Below are 23,326 nucleotides of genomic sequence, written 5' to 3'. Positions count from 1 at the left end.
AGGCCTTAGTGCGATCGACCGGCGCCGGCGCCCCCGAAGAACTCGTCGTCGGGGTCGTCTTCGTCTGTGCCATGCGAAACCTTTGACTCATCCACCGGTGTGGCGCCCAGCTTCGAGAGGATCGAGCTGAGCGCTTGGGTTGCAGACACACCGAAGTCAGCCTCGGGGTCGTCCATCTTGGCCGTCCAGAAGCACGCCAGCCTGAGCAGGACACGATGCGAAGCGTTGAGCCACGGCATCTCCTGCTCGAACTCCGCCCATGCCCGCTTCTGCGCCGCCGTCATTGTTTTGTAGGGCTCGCCCAGCGCCCGCGTTCCTTTCGGCTTCTTCCTGCCGGCGTGGCGCCCTGGGTTCTTGACGGCCGCACCGCCGGTCGCGGCTTTTGCGACGGGCAATCGGGGCCTGGCCATGAAAAACCTCTGTAAATCCGCGCGTTTTCGACGGGTCGGGCGCCCCTCGCAGGGTCGTCCCGTGAATTGTGGATACGAAAGGAAAGGGGGGAGGTCGGTCTAGGAGGCGCCGAACGCCATAAATTCACCCCCCCCTACCTGAATGGGGAGTTTCGTTCAGGTTTCTGTGGAGAAGTGCATCGGTCGGCGTTTCGCACCGGCCCTCACGTTTCGATCGGCCATCCGTCGCTGTCACACCCGCGGACATGCACCCCACCCCGCTCTATGCGCGCCTGGTCGCTGCTGTGGCAGTTGGCGCACTGGCTATCAAAGGGTCCGTTCCAGAACATCTCCTCGGTCTCTCCGGGTGGATGTCCGTTGGTGTGATTGCAGACCGTCGCCACCGTTACGTGTTTTCGGGCCTTGCACTTGCTGCACAGCGGCTCACGTTCAAGCTGAGCCTTACGCGTTCGCTGCCAGCGGGCGGTGCCGTACAGATGCGCAAAGGCACTGCCGCCGGTCTGCCGGGTCCGTCCGCGGCGCTGGCTTGAGCCGGTGGCCATCAGTACGGATTCCCGTCCAGGTCCACACGCTCGGGCGCGGCGCCTTCCTCCTGCACTGGTGCGCCCGCTTCCTCACCCAGCAGCTGCGCGACAGCCTGCACCAGCAGTCCGACGTGCATACCCAGCTCGGCGATCTGCTTTCCCTGCTGCTCGATGACCCCGACCAAGCGGTCTATGCGGGTATCCGTGCTGGCGTCGATGCGCGCAGCCAAGGCCGCATCGGCTACAGCGCGCGCAGCCTGCTCAGCGCTCAGGGCGTTAGCCAACGCTTCGATCTGTGCAACGTCCATCAGAACTCCTCCACTGCCCAGCCGCCACCGTCCCGCTTGGGCTTGACCTTCACCGCGATGAAACGAAAGGGGTACATGGCCGCAGCAATCTTGATCTTGGCGCGCGCGTCATCCTGCCAGTGGCCTTTCACCTCGTGGCATTCCATGACGCCGTCCGAAGCCATCACCGCGAAGTCCGGGGTGTAGAACGTGTTGTCGGCCAGGCGCACCTTCAGCCCCTCGAACCGGTGCCACTGGATCTCGCCGGCGAACTGCAGCGCGCGCAACCGTTCCGCATATGCTGACTCGGTCTTGTTCATCTGGCCGACCTTGAGCCGGCCCAGCGCCAACATGGCCTTGCCCTTCCCCGACATCAGCGCGGGCTGCGGCGGCGGACCTGGGCCTTGGCCTTGGCTTTCTTGGCCTTCGGCAGCGGCGGCAAGCGGCCCTGCACTTCGATCAGAACCCCATTGACCGCGGCCAGCTGGCTGCTGAGCGAGGTGATCTGCGAGCCGGCGGCGGAATCCACATTCTCGCAGTGCGCTTTGACCGCGTTGAGCTCGCTGCGCAGGGCCTCACCGTCCGCCTCAACGGCTCGTAGGCGCTGGGCAAGCCGCTGGGAGATAGGCGGCCACAGGGTGACGCCGAGAACTTTGATGGTTCGGGACATGGTGATCTCCATGGATCAGGGGCGCTTCGCGCCGTTGATGGCCGTCTCGACGGCCCGGTATCGGTCTACGGTTTCGTCTCGCTCGGACTGCGCGAGCTCGCAGGCCCGTACAATTCCTGCCGCACCGAGCCTGCGTAGTCGGTCTTGTTCAGCAGTCGCTGCGGCAGCGGCGGCACCGTCGGCCAGGCGGTTGGTTTCGCAACTGGCCCAGTGGCCGCGCAACCGGCCAAGCTCGCCATCACGGCCAGCGACAGCAGCAGCGATCCGCTCTTGATACTCAGCATCGATCCTTTCCTCTCGCTCATCGGCGGAGTCTCCCGCCTGCTGCACACCCGTTGTTTGATCGCGATCAGCTGACCGCGCCACCTGCTCACCGGCAAGCGCCTCACGCCCAGCGGCGATGTCGGCTGTAGCGCCACTGAGGGCAGCGCGATCGCTGCGCCAAGCCCAGCCCGCCGCGAACGAGAAGACGCAGGACGCGCCCCACGCGAGCAGCAGCCCAGCCACGACGTGGCCCCGACTCATGGTCCAAGCTCGGCAACGCACTTGGCGTGCCGCTCTTGCTGTCGGGTCCATACGCCCTTGCAGCCCTGCGGGCCCCAGTTGCGAGGCTGGGAGCAATCACGGCCTGCCTGTTTCTTCCACAGCAACAGCGCATCGCATGCCGCGCGGTACTGCCCCGCCTGCAGAGCCCGGCGCATGGAAGAGCCCCGCCAGTTGCCGATGCCGTACTGCCCGGTGAAGTCGACGTACAGGTCGTACTCGCCTTGGGTCAGCATCACGCCGGGGATTGAGGCCCTGAATCGTGCTTCTTCCTCGCTGTGCAGATTGCGGGCCAACGCTGCGGCGCGCTCCCTGGTGATGGCTACATCGCTCATCCGGACCGGCGTGCCATCCTCGTAGCGCGTGGATCCGTGGCCGATTGTCGGCACGTCGCCTTTCGTTGGGATGACTGGGCGCTCGGTGAATCCCTCATAGCCCAACCAAGAGGCGAATCCGGCAGCACTCAGCACCAGCCCGCCAACCAGAACACGAACTGGCACCCCAGTTGGCTTGTTCATACCTTTGCCGCCTTCGCTGCCTGCCGCCACTCGCGGACCCAGCGCCATGCCAGATAGGTGATCTGGCCGACCAGGTACACGACGGTCAGGATCACGACCAAACGGTCGAGGTTGACGCCGCCGGCGACGGCCCCGGCCACAGCGACCGGCGGCGTGGCCTTCGCCGCAGCACTCGCCGCGGTGCTGATAATTTCGTCCCGCATGGTTGCCCCGTGGTTTATCCGGTTCGGCATCTCGCCCCTCCCGGTTTGGTCAATAGGTGCCCGCCCCGCTGCCGTCTTGGCGCGAGGGGTAAATGCGGGCGTTGGCTGGTGGATGGACAGGCGTCTGGAACACGCCCTATCCGACAGATAGCTTTCTCTTGCCTGCCGCTTGTGGTTTCCGGTCGGCCACATAGCAGCAGGCCCTCCCGTTGCGGGGAGGGCCTGCTGATTACTTCTCCGGAATCTCCGGCCTTACCTCACGCGGCCTGGTGAACGCTGAGGTCGAGCCTCGCCCCCAGCGCGCGCAACGCCTCGTCGATGGTATCGATCTTCGTCGCATGCCCCAGATTCACAATCCGGTTGACCACCTGGGGGGATGTCCCCAGGCGCCGGGCCAGCTCTGAGGGTGTCACCTTCTTGGCGATCATCTCATTCAACAAAAGAACCTTCGCGGCGAATCCAGCCGGCAACGGAATGCCGACCTCGCCCCGTCGTACTTCGGACGGGGCCGGAACCGGCCTTCGATCCTCGAAGTAGAACTCCATTGCCGTCGCGAGGGCATCGGCTGCCATCGCAATGGCCTCCTCCCTCGAATCGCCCTGCGTGATCGCTTCGGGAATATCCCGGAACGTCACCACGAACCCGCCGTCTTCCGGCGCTAGTTTTGCTGGATAGAGCATGTGATCAGATGGACTTCGCGAGTCTCAAGCTGCCGCCCCTTATCGGGGCGGCTCCTTGATTCCTAGCTGCTTGATGATGGCCTTCCGTGTGCCCTCTTTCATCTCAGCAGCGTGTCGAGGCAGTACCGTTTGCTTCCCTTCGTAGTACAGCTTGGTGTGATTCGATCCTTCCTTCATCACCACGCCTAGGGCCTGCAACCACCGCCGAAACTCGCTTGTCTTCATCAGCCTCCTGTTAGTGTGTCCTTGGAGGCTATTCTAAACACTATTGCTTATCTTGTAAACACTTTTGCTTAAGTCATTTCAACTGATTCGCCGGATACGCAGATAGCTGGAGGGCGGGCAAAGAAAAAGCCCCGGCTTGGCCGGGGCTTGCGTCTGGATAGTGACAAGAATGCCCGCGCTTCCGATGACCTATCAAGTCATCGCTATGCAGCGCGCGAAAGCGCCTGTCCGAGCTGCCGCGCCGCCTCGCCCTCTGCCGCTCGCATCTGGACCAGCATCCATTCGTACACCGGCTGCCAAAACCTGCTGTACGCCGAGCAATCGGCCCCGATAGCGGCTGCGCGCTTCCTACCGCTCAGCTGTTCCAGGCCACTGCCGCCGCATGCTTCGCACTCCACGACGCCTGTGCCTTCCGATGCAGCCTGCGTCCGCGCACCCTCGCATTGCTTACAGCAGCCGGCGGCCGCCAATTCACCGATCACAGCCACCGCCAGGCCGCCAAGCTGCTCCATGGTGCTGATGGGCCAGCTGAGCGCGCGCGTGGCCTCAAGCTTTGCCTCAGCGCGCGCGAACTCTCGGCGCTGCATGTCCGTAACCGCATTGCCCGCCCAGCCCATGCAGGTTTTGGCGATGCCGTATTCCGTCCGCGCCAAGCTCAGCATCTGCTGGTGTCGGTTGTATTCCGGAGCCACCAGCGCGATGACAGCCTTTCGCAGATGGTCGGTGCGACGCGCAGCACTCTCTGGCCACCACAGCGCCTCCAGCAACTCACGACCGAGGCCGGCAGGCACCATACCCAGCGCTGCGGCGATGTCCTGCGTGGTCAGGTCCGGCGTGCCGCCGCGGCCGGTGTCGAATTTCACGGTTGTTGGCCCCATCCGGCTGGACAGCAGCTCACGTACATTCCCCATGGCCTTTCCCCTTTTGCTCTCGTCGATTGATTTCACGGCGCAGCGCGCGTGCCCGGCGCAGTGCCTGCTCTGCCTCGCGGCGTACGGCTGGGGCGGTCCACGCCCTCGTCCATCGCATCGCGGCTATGTCTTGCTGGATGCTGCTCAGCAGCGCCAGCGCCTTGTCGTCGTAGCGGGTCAGGTCCATCCGTCCAGCTTCTTCCCAGTGCGTCGCACCGATCGCGACGCCCGCCCCACTACCCCGTCCGTTCCCAGGCTGCAGTCAGGCGCTCCACTTCCCCGCCTCTGGCCCGCCACTGCTCGAACGTCTCGACCACTGGCTTGGCCGTGGGAGCTGCCAGGACCGGCTTGGGGATCATCGCGGCGCGCACCCCGACCGCCACGCCGCGCGCAGCCCGAATCCTCTCCCCGCGACGACGGTTCTTTGCCGCCTTGCGCTCTGTCCGCTGCGAATCAGTCAGACGTGGCCTAGCCATCGCCGCGCCACTCCGGCGAAACCGGGCGTTCTCACGCTCACCCCTCCTGATCAGGTAGCCCCGGGCGACCAAGTAGCGCAGCACGCTGCAGATGCGCTCCTTGCCGCGCTCGATGTCCATGCCATCGGCGGCCAGCTTCTCGTATAGGTTGGCGTAACCCAGTCCCTCCGCCGGGGCCTCGTCGAACGCCGAACGAACCTGATCGGCGTATGTCTTGTTCCTCTCGCTCACGCAGCCATCCTGATTTCGTTGATGTAGGTCTGTTGATCGATCAGCTCGTCGTCCGAGCCGAATGCCTCGTGGAACTTCTTCGACCAGTGCAGCGGCGGTCCCCACCGGTCCACCATCTGCTGCTGGGTCATGTGCTCGTGCCGGTAGCGCTGGTGATGCCACTGGCACAGCGCGTAGCCGAAGAAATGGCCGCGCCGGATGTTTCCCGACTTGGCGTGGTTGTATTCACAGCCGTAGACGACGTGGCGCTGAGCCATCAGGCCCTCGGAGAACCGGATCAGACAGGCCATGCAGGGGCCTGTCTTGGCGAGCTCGATCCGCGCGGCCTCGGCCTTCGTCGGCGGTGGAGCGCTGGACCACATCAGGCCGCGGCCTTGGACTGGGCGGCGACTTCTTCCAGCTCGACGGCTTTCGCTAGGTAGTAGTCGTGGCGGTCCTTCCGCACCACTGCGCTGAACTGAAAGTCCATCAGGGCCTGCGCAGCGGCGGCACGCCACAAGGGCGCCTCCCGAGCGGCGCTGAGGCGGGGGTCGTGGACGAAGATGTCCAGCTGGTTGTTGTCCGAGCGCATCAGGCGGCCAGCTCCCGTGCCAGTTCCTCCAGACGCGCGCGGATCTTCGCGTTGGCGCCCGGGGAGGCCTCGACCTTCCCAGCCAACAGAGCCACCGGATTAAAGGCCGGCGTCGCCGCGGTCAGCTGCAGGTGGTCGCTCACCTGGTCGTGCGCCAGCAGCCCCTTGCTCACGGCATCCGTGAGCGCCGCATTGCGGCTGGTGAGGTCGAACCCCAGCGACGGGGCATAGCTGGCCGGCAGGCGTGCAGCGCGCGCCTCTTTCACCAGCCGGGTGTACGTCTCCAAGAAGGCCTGGCGTGCAGCGATCTTGTCGCCCGCCTGGACCAGCGGCAACGCCGTGTTCCATGCCTGCTGGGTGAGCGTGGTCCAGACCACGGTGTTGCGTTCGTCCGCTGCCTGGATGGCCACCGCCCATGCTTCGTTCGGTGCGGGGTGGCCGTCGTCGATGCGTTCCAGCACTGCGGCGAGGGACAGGCGGCCCTTCAGCTCGCGGCGGCAGCCTTCCAGCGCGCGCTCCAGCTGCGCCAGCGGGTAGCAGGACAAGTCCCGAACCATGTACGCAGCGGTGGTGGGACGCAGCTGGTCGCCGATCACCTCAGCCGTTACCACCAGCAGCTCGACGAGCCGGTCCTGTTCGTGATCAGCCAGCATTGGTCGCCCTCCCCTTGCGCAAGAGCGCCTTGGCTTCGTCGGCGGTGCTCAGATTCGATTGGGTCTGGTCCGTGTGCTGGGCACTGGTCGTCGTGACCTGCCGGCCGGTCGCCCACTGCGTCCGGTATGCCTCGGCCCCAGCCAGCAACACGCCCAGGTCGTGCATGCGCTTCACGGCGTACTGCTCGTTGACGCCCAGGAACCAGCCGGCCACCTGCGGTGCCTCTTCCCGGCCCAGCCGCTTCACCAAGTCCCGCACGTTGGTGTTCACCTTGGCGTTGCGCACCGGGTCCACGCCGTGCCGCAGGCGGTAGGCCGTGCGGTAGGCAGCCCACGTCTGCTTGCAGGCTTCCTGCATCTGCGCTTCGAGGGCCGCCTTCGACATCGGCGCGGCCAGCGCCGGAACTTGCGGTTCTTCTGACGGTTCAATGGGGGTTATATGACGGTTAGGCGGCACGGGGCGCACCTCCAGACCTGCGCCCCCTGCCTCACCCCCTGCACCGGGCGCAGCCCCGGGTGCAGCGGGCGCACCCCCTGCATGGGGCGCATCACCTGCACCCGGTGCATCCCCCGCTTTTCCGGCCTTTCGCTTGCTCTTCGAAGGGGCAGCGGACGCATCGAACTTCGCTGGAGTTACCGCGTAGACGCTGCTGCTGTTGAAGCGGCGCTCGCGCGACAGCAGGCCGACCAGCTCGAGGTGATCCATTGCATCGCGCACAGCGCGCGCCGACATGCAGCAGCGCTTGGCGATGGTTCCGACGGCCGGCCAGCACACGCCGTCGTCGTTGGCCTGATCGGCCAGGGAGATGAGCACAGCCTTCTGCGTAACACTCAGGTTCTGCAGCGGCCAGCACTGGCTCATGATGATCGTAGACATGGTTCAGATCGCCAGTGGATAGTTGTCGCCCGGGGCCACCGGCCACCAGGTGCAAGCGCTGCGGCCGCTGACCGCGCACGGCTTCTTCGGACCACGCCATGCGCGGCCGTCTTCCAGCAGTTCAGGGAGGCGGCGGGCGAGCATGTAGCGGTCGTGGCCGGTGGCCTTGGCCAGCTCCATGCTCGTCAGTCCCGGATGCGCCTTGATGGCGCCGACGGCGTGGTCCTGCTGGAGGGTCTGCAGCCCGCTGGACACGACCTGCGCGGCGGCTTCATGGCTGGTGCTGATATCAGTCGAGCGCGCGAGACGGCTGCTCATCGTGTACTACCTCGTTGATTCATCGGGCCGCTTGAGGGCCTGAAAAGGGACGACATCGCCATTACTCCGGGACAGTCGGTAGCGCCGCCCCAATTCGGCGCGTGCCAACTCCGTTGCGGCCTGCTCCAGGGTCATCCCCGCGTGGGCTGCGTACTGCTCAAGCCGTTTTCGCTCGTCGCGCGACAGCAGTATTTCCATAGGCCCTCCATCGGGACTCTTCTGGCCCTTCAGGCGGCGTCTGCATCAGAGCTACGCTGTTCCAATGACGCCAGGCCAGCGAGCACCAAGTCGCGCACGAACACAGCTGGCTGGCGGCCATTGAAGTTCGCCAAGGCCTCGATCACAGCTTTTTCCGAGTCGTTGAACCGGACCTTGATCGGGTTATCACGAATGTTCGAAGGGTCTGCGTACATGTCCGTATGAAAGCCTCAGGAGGGATGGGTGAAAACACGCACTTCAGCGCGCGGCACTTCAAGCCGCATCAACAGAAACGATTCGATCGGTATCCACGTCTTCCGGCGCGGCAGAAGCCTTTGCTTGCGGCTGCACGCCGAGCAGTTGGACAACCTGCGGGAGGGCCGGGACGCCCTGCTCTTCCGGCCAAGCCTCGACTTGGGCAACGGACAGCTTCAGCACCTTTGCCAGGTGTCCGTCATTGCCCAGCCCCAACTTCTCGCGCAGCGCGCGCTTGGTCATTGGGACTGCCAGCACCGCCGGTGCCACCGGTCCCAGCACGGTCGTCGCGGCTACGCCGAAAAGGTCTGGGCGCAAGTCGCTGGCGGTGACCGCGTTGTCGGTCGCAGCGGCGATGCGCACGGCCAGCTGGGCGCTCACCTGCTTATGGCCTCGCGCGATCATGTACAGCGTGGCGGCACTGCACTTAGCAGCGGTGGCCGTGCTGGCCAGAATCGGGCAACCGAGCTTGGCGGTGCCCCCCTTCGAAGTGGCGTAGTCGGTAAGGTTCATGAGGCCAACATTACCGTTTCGGTTATGCAACTGCAATACCGTTTCGGTCATTTCCTGAAACGGTAATGGATAGGACCATTGCCGCCATGGATGCGAGCACCCTCAGAACCATCAACATGCGCGACCGCGTGACCGCGGCCGGTGGTCCAGCCGAATGGGCGCGCCAGTACGGCGGTTCGCGCTGGCAACAACCCCAGGTGAGCCAGTGGATATCGGAGGCCAACCCGAAAGGGATAGGTCATCGACTGGCACGCGACCTCGAAGCTGCGATGGGCATTCCCAGCGGCACGCTGGATCGGCCAGCCGGCGAATCTCACGCCTTGGGACTTGATGTCCCTACTCTCCGCTCTGCAATACGTTTGCTGCAGTTGGTGTCGGAGATCCGCGGTGGCGGCCCCGTGCCAGCCATCGATGCAGAGGCCCTGGCCGTCGCCTACGACACCATCGTGGCGGAGGCTAGGTCGCTGGACGACAGCAATGTGCTCGATTTCATGCGTGCGTTTGTTGAACGGTTGGAGCAAAAAGGGGGTAAGGATGGCGTTACGAGAGGACCAGTTGCAGGAACTGGCAAAGCGACTGGCTAAAGCGATGGATGGAGGTGGCGATCAACGGCCAGCCTCACCCCGGCTTCGATTGGTTACAAAACCCATGCGTCAAGGCATGGACAGCATCACGAGAGACTCGCACTACCGAATGATCCGGCACTACCGGCATCACTGGGGTCCGTCGATGCAGCTATTGATTGACCAAGCGTGTTTTGGATTGGCTGGAATAGAGGAACTCAGCGACGATCAACTGGTGGCGCTGCACCAAGATTTGGAACGCGCCCTAGATTGCATCCGGGACGGAGTGACCTTCGAAGATGCCGGCCTCCTTCGGGCGAGGTACGGATAAGGCCCTGTCCCAGCAAAAGACCCCGCCCTGCGGGGTCTTTTTTTTACCGCGCGTCGGATCCTAGGATGCTGCGGGCAAAAGAATTACCGTTTCGGTATTGACGCTCTATAACCGTTTCGGTAATGTGGCCTCGTTGCCCCAGTAACAGCCCATCCGGGCCGGGGCTCGGAGACTTCATGGCCACCCTCACCCTCAGCAGCTCGACCGGGCCTGTCCGGTTCGAAGCGCAGCCCATCTCCAACAAAGTCGCGATGCACGTCGGTGCCGCCGGCCGCGTCTACTTCACCGCCGAGGAAGCCGACGCCGCCGCCGCAGATCTGCAGCGCGCGGCAGCCGAGCTGCGCCAGGCCGTCAGCAGCGAGGCCGCGGCATGAGTGCCGCGATCGCACAAACACTCATGCTCCCACGCGGGGAAGACGCCCTGCGCCCGGATGCCACCACGCCCAACGAATTCACGGGTTTCGTGGTCGGACCGTTCTTTTGCCACCACGTCTACAGCGATGACGAAACCACGCTGATGGGCAGCGGCAATGAGACAGAAATCGGCGACTGGCAGGTAACCCACACAGCCAGCGGCGCATGCGTCGTACGCGGGCTGCGCACTGCCTTCCGCGCGACCTGGCTTGCCGAGCAGCTGTCGGTATTTCCCGGCTGCCACGAGACGACCTTTCATCTCGTCGGCGAGCGTACGGCCGAGGTGCAGGACCAGATCAAAGCTCTTCGCGACGATGCTCGCTGGGGCCGCTGCGGGGGTCTTTGCAACTTCAGCTTCATCAAAGGAGTCGCCCCATGAGCGTCACGACCGCCGAGCAGTTCTACCGCGCCCAGTCCGTCCGCCGGCAGGCCATCGCATGCGGCTGGGATTCCCGCGCCGCCGTCGGCCAGCTGGTCCGGGCCGGGTACTCGAAAGACGTCCAGAACCGCATGGCAGCGCGCGCCCTCGCCGCCCGTCCTGCGCCGGGAGGCGATGCAGCATGAGCGGGATCGACTTCGCCTTCGGCCTGATCGTCGGCTTCGTCGCCGGCGCACTGGTGGCGGCCGCCTGGCTGCAGCGCCGCCACGACGAGCACTTCGCCGCCTTGATGGAGCAGATCCGATGCGCGGGCTGATCCGCCACTGGCGCGCCGGCGGGCTAGTGCTGCTGGGCGCCCTGCTCGCGGCCGTCGCCTTCGCCATGGCCTGGGCCGGCATCGAAGACACCGGCGTCTACCTGCTCATGGGCGCCCTCCTCTGCGCCACCCAGGTGCCCGCGGCGTGGAGGCGCGGCCGCGATGGCTGATCCGACCGTGGCCTCCACCGTGCGCGCCATGCGCCGCGCTGGCGCCGCCGGCGAGCCCGTGCCGGCTGAGGTTGCCGCTGCTTGGGCAAAGGTCTTCATGGAGCAGCTGTATGGCTCGCAGAAGCCGGTCCGGCACGAGTGCCGGCGCCGCGGCAGCAGAGAGCCCTGGGAAGAAGCCGAGCCCGAGGACGTGATCAACCCCCGGCGGCGGAATCTGATCATCCGCGCGCTCTACCTGCACCCGCCGGTCGGAAGGCAGGAGCACCGATGGCCGCCCGGAAGCAACGGTGACGGCCGATGCCTGGACTGCGACGAAGCCGAATGGCTCGCAGGACCGGACTGCCGGCCGCATGCCCCGCTCCGCGACCACCGCTCATCTATGCCCTTCCGCATCACCTGGCTGATCCAGCCGCTCGAACAGCTCCACTACCTCGCCAAGAACCTCAACCCTTTCGACCGCGACAAATGGCGGAAGGAAGCCACCTACCTCATCGACCGCATCAAAGACCACGAGAAAGGAAGCAAGCCATGACGACCGAGAAGCCCGCCGCGGCGCTCAGCACTAGCGATGGCGCCCGCTGCTACATCGCTCACTTTTTCGCCCGCGAGATGGGTCGACACGACTTCGCGACCTACATCGCGACTGAACTGGCCGCCGACTTCGCATGCGCGCTCGCCCAGCACCTCGCCGCCTGCCAGCCGGGGGCGCAGGTGCCGGTGGCGTGGGTCCATGAAGAAGACTCGGCCCGCGTGATCTCTGCACGCCAGAAGGCGACCGCACTTCGCGACCAAGGGGCAAGCGGGTCGTCTGTCCGGCGGTACTCGGTGCCAGCCTTCCTGAAGATCCAGCCCGCGCAGGGCATCGACCTGGGGCAGCAGCAGGACGCCGCACGCTGGCGCGCCATCGCGCCCCTCCTGTCGGTTGAATGGGACGAAGACGAGCAGCTGAAGCGCTGGACGTGGATCGACTTCAAGGGCGACGCCCCGGCCATTCCCAGCCCCACACGTCAGGAATACACAAGCGTGGATGAAGCCGTGGACGCCCTGATCGGCCAGCGCGATGCAACGCCGGGGGTGGCGAATGCCTGAGATCGAACTCAACCGCGAGAAGTCCATGCGTATCCTCAACAGCGCCGATGCCTCCCCGGACGCGCGCGTGATCGCTGCATTCGCCGTGATGTTCTTCGAAGCCACTGAGCACGCAGACGACTTGGACCCGAAAACCTACGCCATCGCCCACAAGCTGCTGCGGATGGGCGCCAGCGAACTCGACCAAGCAAGGGAGCCGACCAATGGCTGATATCGAACAGCAGGCGCGCGAGCTGCTGGCTGCGGAGTACTGGCGCGTCGGCTCTACTGACGCTGCCAGAGATCTCCGCGCCAACCGCATGGATCAGCGGCTTGGGTGGGTTCGGGAGGCGAACATTGCGCTGCGTGCCATCGCACGCGCCCTGCGCACCAAGACCACCACCCTTGCCACCGTCAAGCCGCCGCGTGACCTGCGCACCAGGTTGCGGGAGGACCGGTGAACTACTACAACGAGTTCGACCCTAAAGCAGCCGCCTGGCTACGGGAGCTGATCGCCGCCGGACAAATTCCGGCCGGCTTTGTAGATGAAAGGAGTATTGAAGATGTTGCACCAGCTGACCTTGCCCCTTACACACAGTGCCACTTCTTCGCCGGTATCGGCGGATGGTCCCTGGCACTGCAACTCGCCGACTGGCCCGAAGACAGACAGGTTTGGACTGGTTCCTGCCCATGCCAGCCTTTCAGCTCGGCAGGCAAAGGCGATGGGTTTGCTGACGAGCGGCACCTCTGGCCCCACTTCCACTGGCTCATCCAGCAGTGTCGCCCTGCAGCAGTCATTGGAGAACAGGTTGCAAGCGCGGCTGCAGGCCCTTGGCTCGACCTTGTACTCACTGACCTGGAAGCACTGGGTTATGCCGGGGGGGCGATTGCTTTCCCGTCTGCGGGCATCGGCGCGCCGCATATCCGAGACCGTACCTACTGGGTGGGTTTCGCCCCAAGCATCGGACGGAAAGGGAAGCGGGATCAACCAGAACACTGCCTCCTTGGACAAGCAAGTCCGCACTGTGTGCGTCGGCTGGCCGACGCCGAACAGCACGATCGTCGATGCGAAGCCGCGGCCGCCGATCATCGGCAATCGGAAGGCGTCCGACCCCCAAATCAGCACGGCCGACATTGCAGTGCATTTGTGCGGATGGCCGACCCCACAAGCCAGCGACGGATCGGGGGGAGGTCAGGCGAAGAGAGCGTTGAATCCGGAGCGATCGAACGATCTGAACGACTTTGTGATGCTTGCCGGGTGGCCAACACCCTGCGCCATGGAACCGAACACGGACCCCGAGAAAGTTTGGGCACGCAAACAGCGCCTCAGTGCGGCGACGGGGGTCTATCGGGGCAACGATTGTGGGCTCGGGTCGAAGGTCCACTGGGCCGGATGGGGGACGCCGACAGCGACCGAACCCGGCGGATCGGCGGAGAACTTCGTGGCACGGAAGCAACAGACGGTCGGCGGGGATGCGGTCACGATGTTGGCGCACCAGGTGCAACAGATCGGTCCAGCCCGCTTCAAGGCTTCTGGGCAGCTGCTGACTGGCTCGGATGCCGGGATGGAAAGTGGCGGCCAGTTGAACCCGGAACATTCCCGCTGGCTCATGGGGTATCCGCCCGAGTGGTGCGCCTGCGCGGTTACGGCAATGCAATCAATCCCCACCAAGCGGCGCAGTTCATCCTCGCGGCCGAAGAAAGCCGCCTGACCCTGGAGGCACTATGACCCAGCGACACATCAGCCACCCCGAGCCGCTGCCGGACTGCGCCGCCGGTCACAGCGCGCGGCACATCCACGACCTGCGCGGCTTGGCCGCCGGCGGCGGCCACTTCGTCGAGTGCCGGTGCCGCGCGACCAGCAAGCACGCAGAGCCCGGCGAGGCCTTGGCCGAATGGCGGCGCATCAACCGCCCTGCCCGCAGCGCGCGAAAGGTACTGCCCGCGATTGCGGCGCCGGGGGACAACGTCATCCAGATGCGTCTGGCGATCCCGGGCGAAGGGAGGCTGGCAAATGGCAGTTGATATCTGCCTGTCGCGTGAAGAGGTCCGGCAGCTGTGCCGCACCCCTCAGAAAGCGCGACAGGTCACCTTTCTCCAGCGCAACGGCATTCGGCATTATCTGGACGCCCACGGCTGGCCCGTGGTGATAAGGGCCAGCCTGGAGCAGACTGAGCGCGCGACGCCGGCCGGTGCCGGCTCCTGGAAGTCGAACAAGGCGGCCTGAAATGGGAAGGAAACCCACCAAGCTAGGAGCCATCCCCCGGTTCCGTGTGCGCCAGCGCGGCAAGGTCACGTATTACTTCTATGATCACGGCGGAAAGCCGCGCCGCGAGACCTCGCTGGGGACCGATTACGGCCTGGCCATCAAGCGCTGGGCCGAGCTCGAGCACGAGACCAATCTGCCCAAGGCAGCGGTGCTGACCTTTGCCATGGTCGCCGACCGGTACATGGCCGAGGTCGCAGTGCGGAAGGCCTCGCGTACCTTGGCGGACAATCAGAAGGAAATCGCCAAGCTCAAGGAGTTCTTCGACGACCCGCCGGCGCCCCTGGAGGGCATCCAGCCCGTCGATGTTCGGCAGTACATGACTTGGCGGACGAAGGCCGACACCGCTTACGTGCGTGCGAACCGCGAGAAGGCGCTGCTCTCGCACATTTGGAACTTCGCGCGTGACAAGGGGTACACGGCGCTACCCAACCCGTGCGCGGGCATCAAGGGATTCAAGGAGACCGGGCGCGACGCATATGTCGAGGATGACCAGTTCGCGGCGATCTGGCAGGCGGCGGATGCATGCCTGCGGGATGCCATGGACCTCGCGTACCTGACGGGCCAGCGGCCGTCAGACGTACTGTCGCTTTCGGAAATGGACGTTCGGGATGGGGTTCTCAACGTGCAGCAGGCGAAGACGCGCGCCAAACTGCGGATCTCGGTGGCCGGCGAGCTGGAAGAACTGCTGCGGCGTATCCGGGCAAGGAAGTCTGCGTACAAGGTACACAGCACTCGCCTGATCGTGAATGAGAATGGGCGGACGATCGGAGTGAACGCGATGTCCAGGAAGTGGGCGAAAGCGTGCGAGCTGGCTGGCGTGGTCGGCCTGCAGTTCCGCGACCTTCGGGCAAAGGCCGCCACAGACAAGGCAGATGCCTCTGGCGATGTGCGCGCAGCGCAGAAACAGATGGGTCACTCGTCCGTGGTCATGACCGAGCATTACACTCGAAACCGCCGAGGAACGAAGGTAACACCTACCCGCTAACCACGGTTCTTCCGTTTGCCACGAGAAAAAACCGAGGCGACTGTGTGCTTTACAGCCTTCTCGCCAAGTATTTGGTCCCTCACATCGCTCGCTGGGATCAGAGTGAGAATCACTGTGCAGACCTGCAATAGCGTAAGTGACGCCAAAATGATGAACGAGATCGCTCTAAAAACCTCGACGTGCTCCCTTACGAAAGGAGCAGTCTTTATCAAAGGTGCGATGAGGCCCACGATCAATACAACGGCCAGAATGACCGTTGAATTGACGATCGGCTCCAGCAACTTGACAAGCTTATCCGGGCTTTTTGGCTCCGCACCAGGGGCCTTTCCCTGTGACATTTTAAGTCGCTCAGGGTAGACGATCGCTAGCCAAGCACCCACGACGGCGAAAATGATCGCCGCCGTATTCCTCAAAGCCTCATACAACGGCCATTGTTCTGCAAAAGGTACGGCACCGCCCAAGAGGAGTGCTGCTGCAAGCACTCCTACCCATACGGTCACCAGTACAATTTTTTGCCAGAGACTCATGGATTCGCGTCGTTAATAATCTGTGTTTTTTTGCGGGAGAACGCTTTGGCCAGCTCTTCGGCAGGGAAGACTCCATCTGCCTTGTCGACCGCAACTTCATAGCTACCGGTCGGAATACCACCACTAAGCCAGTAGGGTTTCGGATCCCTTTCAAACTTGAACGCCAGATCGTTCCGCTTCGGGACGAGAGACTCTTCAATGTCCTCAATCATCGTGCGCACCTGCTCAGCGGTGACCGTCACAGGAATCTCTTGGCGGATACGAACGACCTTGCTCGCTGGTTGCGCAGTCATACCCCAAAAATCCAAGAACCTCTGGAACCTTGCGCGGTCAGGCTGGGTGATCGTCTTGATCTCAGCAACTCGTAGAATTGAACGAATAGAGGCCGCACGCTGAATAATTGCTGCGGTCTGCTTGCCGCCACGTTTCAGCTGGATTTCGAATCTGGCACGGAGATTGTTAAGCACTTCACCTTCAGCATCCAGGTAGCCCAGCACTTCAACCTCGCCGTCTTCTTCCGCGAAGGCCACCAAACTTGTTGAGTTCTCCAAGAAGTATTGCGCGTAGTGCTTAAACTGCGGCAGCCCCAACACGGTGTCTCCGCTGCTCACTGTGGCAACAAGGTCCGCTTCTGGAATGAACAGGAAGTAAGTCGGGAACCCCGGGATGCTGTTGGCAGCAACAGGATTGGCCACGACCGTCGCCCCGCCCACCATCGCCGAGCCTGGAACAGACGCCACCGCACCGTCCTCTGCCGGCACCTCGTTCCAGAGGACAATGACCCAGCAGCTACCATGCTTTTTGACATCGAAGAGATACGTCGTTAAGCGATCGCCGCTTCCTTCGACCTTCGTCTCTTCGAGCGTCTTCCCATCCGCGTACTCACTAAGCTCCTCCAAGAAAAACTCGAGATTACCTAGCTCAGGCTCCTGAACTCCGTACCTGAAGTAGCCCGCGTGGGTGACTCTGTAAAACCTCGTACTGAACTTCGACATCCTGTGCCCCCTTGGTCCATGAGGGACAACTATACCCACTGGCGAGGATGCTGACAGACCCCCATCGCATGGGGTGAGACCCCGTCGGCGTCAATCTGACAGCAGATAAATGTGGACCTCGAACCAGGTCCAAACGGGGTCGCGAGTGCCATCCACGAAGAAGTTGCGGAAAAGCCCCCAAATTGCGGAAAACAAAAAGCCCGCTTTGAGCGGGCTAAGTGTTTGATTCTTAATGGAGGCCTGGGTCGGAATTGAACCGGCGTACGCGGATTTGCAGTCCGCTGCATGACCACTCTGCCACCAGGCCGGTGACCCTACGATCATCGAAGGCGTGTTGCGTGCCCCGATAAAACAAGACCCCGAGAACGGGGCCTGGTCAGGATTTGGAGCGGGAAACGAGACTCGAACTCGCGACCTCAACCTTGGCAAGGTTGCGCTCTACCAACTGAGCTATTCCCGCAAAATCAAGCGTGCATGTTACCGAAACCACTCGAAACACGCCAGCTTTTTCACACCTTTTTTCACATCCCGGTCGATGCCGCCGGACCGGATGCCCGCGTGCCACCGCGGAGAAAAACAAGGCCCCAAGGGGGCCCTGTCGAAATCTGGAGCGGGAAACGAGACTCGAACTCGCGACCTCAACCTTGGCAAGGTTGCGCTCTACCAACTGAGCTATTCCCGCAGACTTTCACTTGCCCCGACCGCACCGCACCCTGGGGCGCTGGAGGCTGTCGGCCCCTCGACCTGCGTCGAAGGAGCGCTATTCTGTCGGAATTCCTTCACGTCGTCAACATCCTTTTGGCGGCAATTCCGTGCGTTGCTCCGGGCCGCCCCGGGGCACTTGCCGGCCTTGCCCTGCCCCTCCCCGGTCAATCCATGAATCACCGCATGCGACGCCCTCTCCGCATTGCCAGCCTCGCCACCGCCGCCCTGATCGGCGCCCTCGCCATCGTCGGCGCGACCACCCACGTCGTCTCCAATGCCTGGATGATGCTGACCGACAGGAGCAACGTGATCCCGGCCGAATCATCGATCCTCTCGTTCGAGCCCTACGTCATCAACCCGGGCTCATCGAACTACTGGCTGTACGGCAAAGACCGCACGAACTATTACCACTTCGCGCACACGGAGCAGGCGCTCTACGTGTACCTGCCCATCGAAAACAGCTGTCCCGGGTTCGACCGCGGGAACATCCGCACGTGGTGCAACGTCCGGATCGGAACGCGCCACTGACCGCAGACACGCGCATACGAAAAAAGCGACCCGGAAGGTCGCTTTTTTCGGCGTTTCCGTTCGCGACGGATCGCGATGGAAACAGTATCTGGAGCGGGAAACGAGACTCGAACTCGCGACCTCAACCTTGGCAAGGTTGCGCTCTACCAACTGAGCTATTCCCGCTTGGGAGGCGAAATTCTACAGCCAAATGCAGGGCTGTCAACAGCCCTTTACGCATTCTTTTTCGCCTTGGCGCTCTCACGCGCGAGGCGCTCGTCTTCGCGCAGGCTCGGCCAGGCCGCGTGCAGGTACTGCAGGCCCGACCACAGCGTCAGGATCGAGGCGATCGCCAGGGTCCAGTCGCCGATATGGAAGACCTGGATGCCCATCCAGATGTCCTGCATCGGGGTGTGCGGTGCGACCGAATACAGCAGGCACAGCAGCGCGACCATCTGCGCGGTGGTTTTCACCTTGCCGATCACAGCCACGCGCACCTTGGCGCGCTGGCCGATTTCCGCCATCCATTCGCGCAGTGCGGAGACGGCAATCTCACGGCCTACGATCACCGCCGCCCAGACCGCCATCCACGCCGTGGGATGGCCCTGCACGATCAGGAACAGTGCCACCGCCACCATCAGCTTGTCCGCGACCGGATCCAGGAACGCGCCGAACGCGGACTGCAGGTCGTAGCGGCGGGCGATCCAGCCGTCGAGCCAGTCGGTGAGCGCGGCCAGGCCGAAGATCGCCGCGGAGGCGAAATTGGTCCACTTGTAGGGGAGATAGAACACCAGCACCAGCACGGGGATCATCACGATCCGCAGCAGGGTCAGCCAGGTGGGGAGGGTCAACTTCATTGCGTCTCTCTACTCGCCCGCCGCGTCGGGCGTGGGCAGTCCATGAAGGTTAGCGTAGATACGCGCAGCGAGGGCGTCATTGATGCCTTCCACCTTCGCGATTTCCGCTTCGCCGGCGGCTTTCAGGCCGACCAGCCCGCCGAAATGTTTGAGCAGGCTGGCACGCCGGCGCGGGCCGATGCCGGGGATATCTTCGAGTTTGCTGGTCATGCGGGCCTTCTGGCGGCGCCCGCGGTGGCCGGTGATGGCGAAGCGATGGGCCTCGTCGCGCACCTGCTGGATGAACTGCAGCGCCGGTGAGGCCGCGCCCGGTCGCAGCTCGCGGCCGTCCGGCATGACCAGGGCTTCATGCCCTGCCCTGCGCTCCACGCCCTTGGCCACGCCGACCAGCATCACCCCTTCCACGCCCAGATCGGCCAGTGCGGCCTGCGCCTGGGCCAACTGGCCGGCGCCACCATCGATCAGCAGCAGATCGGGCAGCACGCCATCCTCTTCGACTGCACGGCGGAAGCGCCGCTCGATCGCCTGGCGCATGGCGGCATAGTCATCGCCCGGTTCAATCCCGCTGATGTTGAAGCGGCGGTACTGGCTGCGCACGGGCCCGGCGGCATCGAACACCACGCACGAGGCCACGGTGGCTTCGCCCATGGTATGGCTGATGTCGAAACACTCGACCCGCTTGACCTGCTCGGTGAGGCCGAGCATCTGGCGCAGGTCTTCGCTGCGCGCGTGCTGCGCGGTGCGGCTGCCCAGTTCGGTCACCAGGGTGATCTGCGCATTGCGCGCGGCCAGCTCCACATACCCGGCGCGCTCGCCACGGACATTCCACCGCAGCTGCACCTTGTGCTCGGCGGAGGCACTCAGCGCCGATTCGATCAGGCTGGCATCGGGAATCTCGCGGTCGAGCAGGATCTCGCGCGGAGGGGCGTGCTCGGCGTAATACTGGGACACGAACGCGCCCAGCACCTCGTCGGCACTCTCTTCGCCATTGGTGCGCGGGAAGAACGGCCGCGTGCCCATGTTGCGGCCATCACGGAAGGCCAGCAGCAGCACACAGGCACTGGCGCCCTGGGTGGCGCAGGCGAGCACGTCCAGGTCGGCAGCGCGGCCGTCCACGTACTGACGGGTCTGCATGCTGCGCAGCGAGGCGATCAGATCACGCAGGCGCGCGGCCTGCTCGAACTCCAGCGCTTCGCTGGCGGTCTGCATCTGGGTGCCGAGCTCGCGCGCGAGCTGGTCGCTCTTGCCTTCCAGGAACATCGAGGCGCGGCGCACGGATTCGGCATAGTCCTCCGCCGCCACCAGGTCCACGCACGGCGCGCTGCAGCGGCCGATCTGGTATTGCAGGCAGGGCCGCGAGCGGTTGCGGAACACGCTGTCTTCACAGCTGCGCAGCTTGAACAGCTTGTGCATCAGGTTGAGCGTTTCACGCACCGCGGTGACGCCCGGGTACGGCCCGAAGTACCGCCCCGGCACCGCACGCGGGCCACGGTGCAGCGCGATGCGCGGCCATTGCTCGCGGGTCAGCAGCACGTGCGGATAGGTCTTGTCGTCACGCAGGGAGACGTTGTAGCGCGGCGAGAGCGACTTGATCAGCTGGTTTTCCAGCAGCAGCGCCTCGGCTTCCGAGCGGGTCACGGTCACGTCCATGCGTGCGACCTGCGACAGCATCGACATGATCCGCGTGGTCTTGGGCGTGCCGTTGAAATAACTGCCCACGCGGTTGCGCAGCGCACGCGCCTTGCCGACGTACAGCAGGGTGTCGTCGGCAGCGTACATGCGGTACACGCCGGGGGCGGTGCTCAGGTGGGCCGCAAATGCCTTGCCATCGAAGGCGGGGGCGGAAGAAACAGTCATTCGTTGATCGGCACGTCGCTCAGGACACCACTGACGGGGTCGAAACGGAGGACGGCATGGGCGTCGGTCTCCGCGATCCAGACCGCACCGCCGCCCAGCGCCAGGCCGGCCGGGCCATGCAGGCGACGCGGCAGCTCCAGCGTGCTCAGCTCGCCCCCGCCGAGGCGCAGCGTGCGCAGGCGGCCATTGCCGGCATCGGCGATCCACAGCAACGGGGCATCCGGACTCAGCGCGATCGCCTGCGGATACTGCAGCAGCGCCGAGGCCCGCGGGCCATCCTGTTCGCCGAAGGTCCACAGGCCCTGCCCGACCAGTGTCTGCACCAGATCGCCGCGCAGCTGCATGGCGCGGATCGACGAGCCGAGTGCATCGCAGACGTACAGCACCTGCTGGACCGCCGCGACCGAGCACGGCTGCGCGAACGCGGCCAGATGACCGCTACCGTCGCGCGCGTCGATCGCACCGCTGCCGGCGCGCCACTGCAGGCTGCGCTGGCCGAGGTGATAGCTCCAGATGCGGTTGTCGCCGGCCATCGCGATATGGATCTGGTTGTCGGCGACCGCCAGGCCCTGCGGGTGGTTGAGCGCGGTACGGCGCGGATCTGCCACCGGCCCTTCGATCGGCTCGCCGGGGCGCCCGGTGCCGCACAGCGTATCGACCTGGCCGGACAGCAGATGGATGCGGCGCAACGCATGATTGCCGGTGTCGGCGACGTACAGCCATTCGCGCTCCAGCGCGAGGCCCTGCGGGTGGTGGAAGGCTGCTTCGGCCTGGCCCCCGTCCATGAAATCGGCGGTGCCCATGCCGAACTGGCGCAGCACGCGGCCACCGTGGCTGCATTCCAGCACGCGGTGATGCCCGGTATCGGCGATGTACAGGCGCTCGGTGGTCACCGCAAGCCCGGTCGGGAAGCGCAGCGCGAGGCGCGGTTCGGGGCTCAGTTCGCGGGCGCCGTGCAGGTCCTCATCGGACGGCCGCGAACTGCCTTCGCAGAGCGCCGTGAGGGCGCGCTCCAGTTCGCCGCCGAGGCCGACCAGCCGTTCGCGCTCGCGCCCCTGGGCATCCAGCAGGACCAGGGTCGGCCACGCGGTCACGCCGAAGCGGCGCCAGCCGTCCCACTCCGCATCCAGCAGCGCCGGGGCGTTCAGGCCCTGGCGCCGGAGCAGCTTCAGCGACTGCGCGGGATCGCGTTCACCATCGAAACGCGGCACCTGCAGCACCAGCAGCTGCAGCTTGCCCGGGTTGCGCGACTGCCACTGGGCCAGCTCGGCCAGCCGCTGCGCGCACCACACCGAGGCGGCATTGACGAAGGCCAACACCACCGGCCGTCCCTGCAGCTCGGCGAGGGTGGTCGGCGGGGCGTTGAGCCAGGTGGCGAATTCAGGCAGATCCTGGACGGGCTGGACGTTCATGCCCCGATTATGCCGGACTCGGCGTCATGCATCCGTCGTGCCACGGTCATCCAGTGGTCCATCGGCGTGCGGCGGAGGCCGCCGCGGCGGACGACCGCCCCGGTCACGGGTGCGCGGCCCACCACGCCTCTGCGCGCTCCAGATCCTCCGGCGTATCGATGCCGGGCGGGAACTCGGACGGGGTCAGCGCCACGCTGATGCGGTGCCCCGCTTCCAGCACGCGCAGCTGCTCCAGCGATTCCAGCTGCTCCAGCGTGCCGGGCGGCAACGCGGCGAACTGGCGCAGGAAGCCGGCGCGGTAGCCGTAGATGCCGATATGGCGCAGCCAGTGCGGGCCGGCCAGGGTGTCGCGCGAGCGCGCGAACGCATCGCGGTGCCACGGAATCGGTGCACGGCTGAAGTAGAGCGCGTCCAGGTTCTGCCTGCGCACGACCTTGACCACGTTCGGATCGAACAGGGTTTCGGCGTCCTCGACCGGGGTGGCCAGCGTGGACATCTCCGCACCGCTGTAGACCAGGGCTTCGGCCACTGCGCGGATGCCCTCGGCCGGGGCGAACGGCTCATCGCCCTGCAGGTTCACCACCAGCGTGTCATCCGCCCAGCCGGCCTGCGTTGCGCACTCGGCCAGGCGATCGGTGCCGGAGGCATGCGCGGTGGAGGTCATCGCCACGCGCACCTCGGCCAGGCCCTGCAGGGCATCGGCGATGCGCTGATCATCGGTGGCGACCCAGACTTCGCGCGCACCGGCAAGCAGGGCGCGTTGCGCCACGCGCAGCACCAGCGGCTCACCGCCGAGCAGGCGCAGTGGCTTACCCGGCAGCCGCGAGGCGGCATAGCGGGCGGGAATGGCGACGACGAACTCGACGGAAGCGCTCATGGGGGACGACCTGTACGGAAGGAATGCAGTC

At 64.8% G+C, this 23,326-nt stretch carries 42 protein-coding genes and 4 tRNA genes; 16 read left to right on the top strand and 30 right to left on the bottom strand.

Translation table 11 applies throughout. The annotated features are described in order from the left end of the window. Window positions 1-5: 5 nt before the first annotated feature. The 5 genes from ABE473_RS06245 to ABE473_RS06225 form a co-directional block, all read right to left on the bottom strand. Window positions 6-410, bottom strand: coding sequence for a hypothetical protein (locus ABE473_RS06245; RefSeq protein WP_253247633.1), 405 nt, complete (start codon window positions 408-410; stop codon window positions 6-8). A gap of 203 nt (window positions 411-613) precedes the next feature. Then, window positions 614-952 carry a hypothetical protein gene (locus ABE473_RS06240; protein WP_346488847.1) on the bottom strand — a complete coding sequence of 113 codons (339 nt, stop codon included), beginning with the start codon at window positions 950-952 and terminating at the stop codon, window positions 614-616. After that, window positions 952-1,242 carry a hypothetical protein gene (locus ABE473_RS06235; protein ID WP_346488846.1) on the bottom strand — a complete coding sequence of 97 codons (291 nt, stop codon included), beginning with the start codon at window positions 1,240-1,242 and terminating at the stop codon, window positions 952-954. The genes ABE473_RS06240 and ABE473_RS06235 overlap by 1 nt, the downstream gene beginning before the upstream one ends. Then, window positions 1,242-1,574 carry a DUF1064 domain-containing protein gene (locus tag ABE473_RS06230; RefSeq protein WP_088432515.1) on the bottom strand — a complete coding sequence of 111 codons (333 nt, stop codon included), beginning with the start codon at window positions 1,572-1,574 and terminating at the stop codon, window positions 1,242-1,244. The genes ABE473_RS06235 and ABE473_RS06230 overlap by 1 nt, the downstream gene beginning before the upstream one ends. 20 nt (window positions 1,575-1,594) lie before the next feature. Further along, complete coding sequence (locus tag ABE473_RS06225; protein ID WP_346488845.1) at window positions 1,595-1,891, bottom strand: hypothetical protein; 297 nt, start codon at window positions 1,889-1,891, stop codon at window positions 1,595-1,597. A gap of 144 nt (window positions 1,892-2,035) precedes the next feature. On the opposite strand from ABE473_RS06225, the gene ABE473_RS06220 reads away from it, so the two are divergent. Beyond that, on the top strand, window positions 2,036-2,248 hold the full coding sequence (locus ABE473_RS06220; RefSeq protein WP_346488844.1) for a hypothetical protein: 213 nt from the start codon (window positions 2,036-2,038) through the stop codon (window positions 2,246-2,248). Between the two features lie 164 nt (window positions 2,249-2,412). On the opposite strand, the gene ABE473_RS06215 is transcribed toward ABE473_RS06220, so the two are convergent. The 14 genes from ABE473_RS06215 to ABE473_RS06150 form a co-directional block, all read right to left on the bottom strand. Then, a complete protein-coding gene (locus tag ABE473_RS06215; protein WP_346488843.1) occupies window positions 2,413-2,952 on the bottom strand; it encodes a glycoside hydrolase family protein in 540 nt (179 codons plus the stop codon). Further along, a complete protein-coding gene (locus ABE473_RS06210) occupies window positions 2,949-3,155 on the bottom strand; it encodes a hypothetical protein (RefSeq protein ID WP_346488842.1) in 207 nt (68 codons plus the stop codon). Before ABE473_RS06210 ends, ABE473_RS06215 begins: the two co-directional genes overlap by 4 nt. A 257-nt stretch (window positions 3,156-3,412) precedes the next feature. After that, window positions 3,413-3,835, bottom strand: coding sequence for a type II toxin-antitoxin system HicB family antitoxin (locus tag ABE473_RS06205; RefSeq protein ID WP_346488841.1), 423 nt, complete (start codon window positions 3,833-3,835; stop codon window positions 3,413-3,415). Between the two features lie 428 nt (window positions 3,836-4,263). Further along, on the bottom strand, window positions 4,264-4,923 hold the full coding sequence (locus ABE473_RS06200; protein ID WP_346488840.1) for a hypothetical protein: 660 nt from the start codon (window positions 4,921-4,923) through the stop codon (window positions 4,264-4,266). Window positions 4,924-4,954: 31 nt separating this feature from the next. Further along, window positions 4,955-5,158 (bottom strand): hypothetical protein, encoded by a 204-nt coding sequence (locus tag ABE473_RS06195; RefSeq protein ID WP_346488839.1) that lies wholly within the window; start codon window positions 5,156-5,158, stop codon window positions 4,955-4,957. A gap of 49 nt (window positions 5,159-5,207) precedes the next feature. Then, window positions 5,208-5,678 carry a hypothetical protein gene (locus ABE473_RS06190; RefSeq protein ID WP_346488838.1) on the bottom strand — a complete coding sequence of 157 codons (471 nt, stop codon included), beginning with the start codon at window positions 5,676-5,678 and terminating at the stop codon, window positions 5,208-5,210. Further along, on the bottom strand, window positions 5,675-6,040 hold the full coding sequence (locus ABE473_RS06185) for a Ref family recombination enhancement nuclease (RefSeq protein WP_346488837.1): 366 nt from the start codon (window positions 6,038-6,040) through the stop codon (window positions 5,675-5,677). Before ABE473_RS06185 ends, ABE473_RS06190 begins: the two co-directional genes overlap by 4 nt. Continuing rightward, window positions 6,040-6,249, bottom strand: coding sequence for a hypothetical protein (locus tag ABE473_RS06180; RefSeq protein ID WP_346488836.1), 210 nt, complete (start codon window positions 6,247-6,249; stop codon window positions 6,040-6,042). Before ABE473_RS06180 ends, ABE473_RS06185 begins: the two co-directional genes overlap by 1 nt. Next, entirely contained in the window at window positions 6,249-6,902 is a 654-nt protein-coding gene (locus ABE473_RS06175; RefSeq protein WP_346488835.1) for a hypothetical protein, read from the bottom strand. Before ABE473_RS06175 ends, ABE473_RS06180 begins: the two co-directional genes overlap by 1 nt. Beyond that, window positions 6,892-7,779 (bottom strand): helix-turn-helix domain-containing protein, encoded by an 888-nt coding sequence (locus tag ABE473_RS06170; RefSeq protein WP_346488834.1) that lies wholly within the window; start codon window positions 7,777-7,779, stop codon window positions 6,892-6,894. Before ABE473_RS06170 ends, ABE473_RS06175 begins: the two co-directional genes overlap by 11 nt. A 3-nt stretch (window positions 7,780-7,782) precedes the next feature. Beyond that, complete coding sequence (locus ABE473_RS06165; protein ID WP_346488833.1) at window positions 7,783-8,097, bottom strand: helix-turn-helix domain-containing protein; 315 nt, start codon at window positions 8,095-8,097, stop codon at window positions 7,783-7,785. Window positions 8,098-8,103: 6 nt separating this feature from the next. Beyond that, window positions 8,104-8,295, bottom strand: a complete 192-nt coding sequence (locus tag ABE473_RS06160; RefSeq protein ID WP_346488832.1) for a hypothetical protein — start codon at window positions 8,293-8,295, stop codon at window positions 8,104-8,106. Between the two features lie 29 nt (window positions 8,296-8,324). Next, window positions 8,325-8,510, bottom strand: a complete 186-nt coding sequence (locus tag ABE473_RS06155) for a hypothetical protein (RefSeq protein ID WP_313424187.1) — start codon at window positions 8,508-8,510, stop codon at window positions 8,325-8,327. Between the two features lie 58 nt (window positions 8,511-8,568). After that, window positions 8,569-9,114, bottom strand: a complete 546-nt coding sequence (locus ABE473_RS06150) for a hypothetical protein (protein WP_346488831.1) — start codon at window positions 9,112-9,114, stop codon at window positions 8,569-8,571. 14 nt (window positions 9,115-9,128) lie between these two features. Between ABE473_RS06150 and ABE473_RS06145 the strand changes: the two genes are divergently transcribed. The 10 genes from ABE473_RS06145 to ABE473_RS06100 all read left to right on the top strand — a co-directional run bounded on the left by ABE473_RS06145 (window position 9,129) and on the right by ABE473_RS06100 (window position 12,765). Continuing rightward, window positions 9,129-9,647, top strand: coding sequence for a hypothetical protein (locus ABE473_RS06145; RefSeq protein WP_346488830.1), 519 nt, complete (start codon window positions 9,129-9,131; stop codon window positions 9,645-9,647). Window positions 9,648-10,133: 486 nt separating this feature from the next. Continuing rightward, window positions 10,134-10,331: a hypothetical protein gene (locus tag ABE473_RS06140; RefSeq protein WP_346488829.1), complete on the top strand. Its 198-nt coding sequence runs from the start codon at window positions 10,134-10,136 to the stop codon at window positions 10,329-10,331. Next, window positions 10,328-10,750: a hypothetical protein gene (locus ABE473_RS06135; RefSeq protein WP_346488828.1), complete on the top strand. Its 423-nt coding sequence runs from the start codon at window positions 10,328-10,330 to the stop codon at window positions 10,748-10,750. Before ABE473_RS06140 ends, ABE473_RS06135 begins: the two co-directional genes overlap by 4 nt. Further along, the gene (locus ABE473_RS06130; RefSeq protein WP_346488827.1) at window positions 10,747-10,935 is read left to right on the top strand and encodes a hypothetical protein; all 189 of its coding nucleotides are present in this window, start codon (window positions 10,747-10,749) and stop codon (window positions 10,933-10,935) included. Before ABE473_RS06135 ends, ABE473_RS06130 begins: the two co-directional genes overlap by 4 nt. Beyond that, a complete protein-coding gene (locus ABE473_RS06125; protein ID WP_346488826.1) occupies window positions 10,932-11,066 on the top strand; it encodes a hypothetical protein in 135 nt (44 codons plus the stop codon). Before ABE473_RS06130 ends, ABE473_RS06125 begins: the two co-directional genes overlap by 4 nt. Next, entirely contained in the window at window positions 11,054-11,236 is a 183-nt protein-coding gene (locus ABE473_RS06120; RefSeq protein WP_346488825.1) for a hypothetical protein, read from the top strand. The genes ABE473_RS06125 and ABE473_RS06120 overlap by 13 nt, the downstream gene beginning before the upstream one ends. Further along, the gene (locus ABE473_RS06115; RefSeq protein WP_346488824.1) at window positions 11,229-11,768 is read left to right on the top strand and encodes a hypothetical protein; all 540 of its coding nucleotides are present in this window, start codon (window positions 11,229-11,231) and stop codon (window positions 11,766-11,768) included. The genes ABE473_RS06120 and ABE473_RS06115 overlap by 8 nt, the downstream gene beginning before the upstream one ends. Continuing rightward, entirely contained in the window at window positions 11,765-12,325 is a 561-nt protein-coding gene (locus ABE473_RS06110; protein WP_346488823.1) for a hypothetical protein, read from the top strand. The genes ABE473_RS06115 and ABE473_RS06110 overlap by 4 nt, the downstream gene beginning before the upstream one ends. Continuing rightward, complete coding sequence (locus ABE473_RS06105; RefSeq protein ID WP_346488822.1) at window positions 12,318-12,536, top strand: hypothetical protein; 219 nt, start codon at window positions 12,318-12,320, stop codon at window positions 12,534-12,536. The genes ABE473_RS06110 and ABE473_RS06105 overlap by 8 nt, the downstream gene beginning before the upstream one ends. Then, on the top strand, window positions 12,529-12,765 hold the full coding sequence (locus ABE473_RS06100) for a hypothetical protein (protein WP_346488821.1): 237 nt from the start codon (window positions 12,529-12,531) through the stop codon (window positions 12,763-12,765). Before ABE473_RS06105 ends, ABE473_RS06100 begins: the two co-directional genes overlap by 8 nt. A 38-nt stretch (window positions 12,766-12,803) precedes the next feature. Here ABE473_RS06100 and ABE473_RS06095 read toward each other — a convergent pair whose 3' ends face one another. Beyond that, complete coding sequence (locus tag ABE473_RS06095; RefSeq protein ID WP_346488820.1) at window positions 12,804-13,301, bottom strand: hypothetical protein; 498 nt, start codon at window positions 13,299-13,301, stop codon at window positions 12,804-12,806. A 7-nt stretch (window positions 13,302-13,308) separates the two neighbouring features. Here ABE473_RS06095 and ABE473_RS06090 point away from each other — a divergent pair, with 7 nt between their 5' ends. Genes ABE473_RS06090 through ABE473_RS06075 form a run of 4 tightly spaced genes read left to right on the top strand, consistent with a single transcriptional unit; the run spans window position 13,309 to window position 15,558 of the window. Next, complete coding sequence (locus ABE473_RS06090) at window positions 13,309-14,016, top strand: hypothetical protein (RefSeq protein WP_346488819.1); 708 nt, start codon at window positions 13,309-13,311, stop codon at window positions 14,014-14,016. Window positions 14,017-14,029: 13 nt separating this feature from the next. Further along, the gene (locus ABE473_RS06085) at window positions 14,030-14,329 is read left to right on the top strand and encodes a hypothetical protein (protein ID WP_346488818.1); all 300 of its coding nucleotides are present in this window, start codon (window positions 14,030-14,032) and stop codon (window positions 14,327-14,329) included. After that, window positions 14,319-14,531 carry a DUF4224 domain-containing protein gene (locus tag ABE473_RS06080; RefSeq protein ID WP_070427019.1) on the top strand — a complete coding sequence of 71 codons (213 nt, stop codon included), beginning with the start codon at window positions 14,319-14,321 and terminating at the stop codon, window positions 14,529-14,531. The genes ABE473_RS06085 and ABE473_RS06080 overlap by 11 nt, the downstream gene beginning before the upstream one ends. A 1-nt stretch (window position 14,532) precedes the next feature. Further along, the gene (locus ABE473_RS06075; protein ID WP_346488817.1) at window positions 14,533-15,558 is read left to right on the top strand and encodes a tyrosine-type recombinase/integrase; all 1,026 of its coding nucleotides are present in this window, start codon (window positions 14,533-14,535) and stop codon (window positions 15,556-15,558) included. Here the strand turns inward: ABE473_RS06075 and ABE473_RS06070 are convergent. From ABE473_RS06070 to ABE473_RS06050, 5 genes are all read right to left on the bottom strand, one after another. Further along, a complete protein-coding gene (locus tag ABE473_RS06070; RefSeq protein ID WP_346488816.1) occupies window positions 15,555-16,085 on the bottom strand; it encodes a hypothetical protein in 531 nt (176 codons plus the stop codon). The genes ABE473_RS06075 and ABE473_RS06070 overlap by 4 nt on opposite strands. Then, a complete protein-coding gene (locus ABE473_RS06065) occupies window positions 16,082-17,080 on the bottom strand; it encodes a hypothetical protein (protein WP_346488815.1) in 999 nt (332 codons plus the stop codon). Before ABE473_RS06065 ends, ABE473_RS06070 begins: the two co-directional genes overlap by 4 nt. Before the next feature lie 233 nt (window positions 17,081-17,313). Beyond that, window positions 17,314-17,387 (bottom strand) — tRNA-Cys (locus ABE473_RS06060). A gap of 77 nt (window positions 17,388-17,464) precedes the next feature. Beyond that, window positions 17,465-17,540, bottom strand: a tRNA-Gly gene (locus tag ABE473_RS06055). A gap of 146 nt (window positions 17,541-17,686) precedes the next feature. Next, window positions 17,687-17,762: transfer RNA gene (locus tag ABE473_RS06050), tRNA-Gly, on the bottom strand. Between the two features lie 206 nt (window positions 17,763-17,968). On the opposite strand from ABE473_RS06050, the gene ABE473_RS06045 reads away from it, so the two are divergent. Further along, window positions 17,969-18,313 carry a hypothetical protein gene (locus ABE473_RS06045; RefSeq protein ID WP_346488814.1) on the top strand — a complete coding sequence of 115 codons (345 nt, stop codon included), beginning with the start codon at window positions 17,969-17,971 and terminating at the stop codon, window positions 18,311-18,313. Between the two features lie 89 nt (window positions 18,314-18,402). On the opposite strand, the gene ABE473_RS06040 is transcribed toward ABE473_RS06045, so the two are convergent. The 5 genes from ABE473_RS06040 to kdsB form a co-directional block, all read right to left on the bottom strand. Next, a tRNA-Gly gene (locus tag ABE473_RS06040) sits at window positions 18,403-18,478 on the bottom strand. Between the two features lie 47 nt (window positions 18,479-18,525). Further along, window positions 18,526-19,149, bottom strand: coding sequence for a CDP-diacylglycerol--glycerol-3-phosphate 3-phosphatidyltransferase (gene pgsA, locus ABE473_RS06035; RefSeq protein WP_176989601.1), 624 nt, complete (start codon window positions 19,147-19,149; stop codon window positions 18,526-18,528). 9 nt (window positions 19,150-19,158) lie between these two features. Further along, complete coding sequence (uvrC, locus tag ABE473_RS06030; RefSeq protein ID WP_179459282.1) at window positions 19,159-21,006, bottom strand: excinuclease ABC subunit UvrC; 1,848 nt, start codon at window positions 21,004-21,006, stop codon at window positions 19,159-19,161. After that, entirely contained in the window at window positions 21,003-22,418 is a 1,416-nt protein-coding gene (locus ABE473_RS06025) for a hypothetical protein (protein ID WP_346478592.1), read from the bottom strand. Before ABE473_RS06025 ends, uvrC begins: the two co-directional genes overlap by 4 nt. Before the next feature lie 103 nt (window positions 22,419-22,521). Then, complete coding sequence (gene kdsB, locus ABE473_RS06020) at window positions 22,522-23,295, bottom strand: 3-deoxy-manno-octulosonate cytidylyltransferase (RefSeq protein WP_179459284.1); 774 nt, start codon at window positions 23,293-23,295, stop codon at window positions 22,522-22,524. Window positions 23,296-23,326: the final 31 nt, after the last annotated feature.

Origin of the sequence: Stenotrophomonas sp. TWI700 (genome assembly GCF_039673645.1) — a bacterium.
GTDB classification, from domain to species: Bacteria; Pseudomonadota; Gammaproteobacteria; order Xanthomonadales; family Xanthomonadaceae; genus Stenotrophomonas; species Stenotrophomonas maltophilia_AA.
The sequence above is the reverse complement of the archived record's forward strand: the minus strand, read 5'-3'. Positions and strand labels throughout refer to the sequence as shown.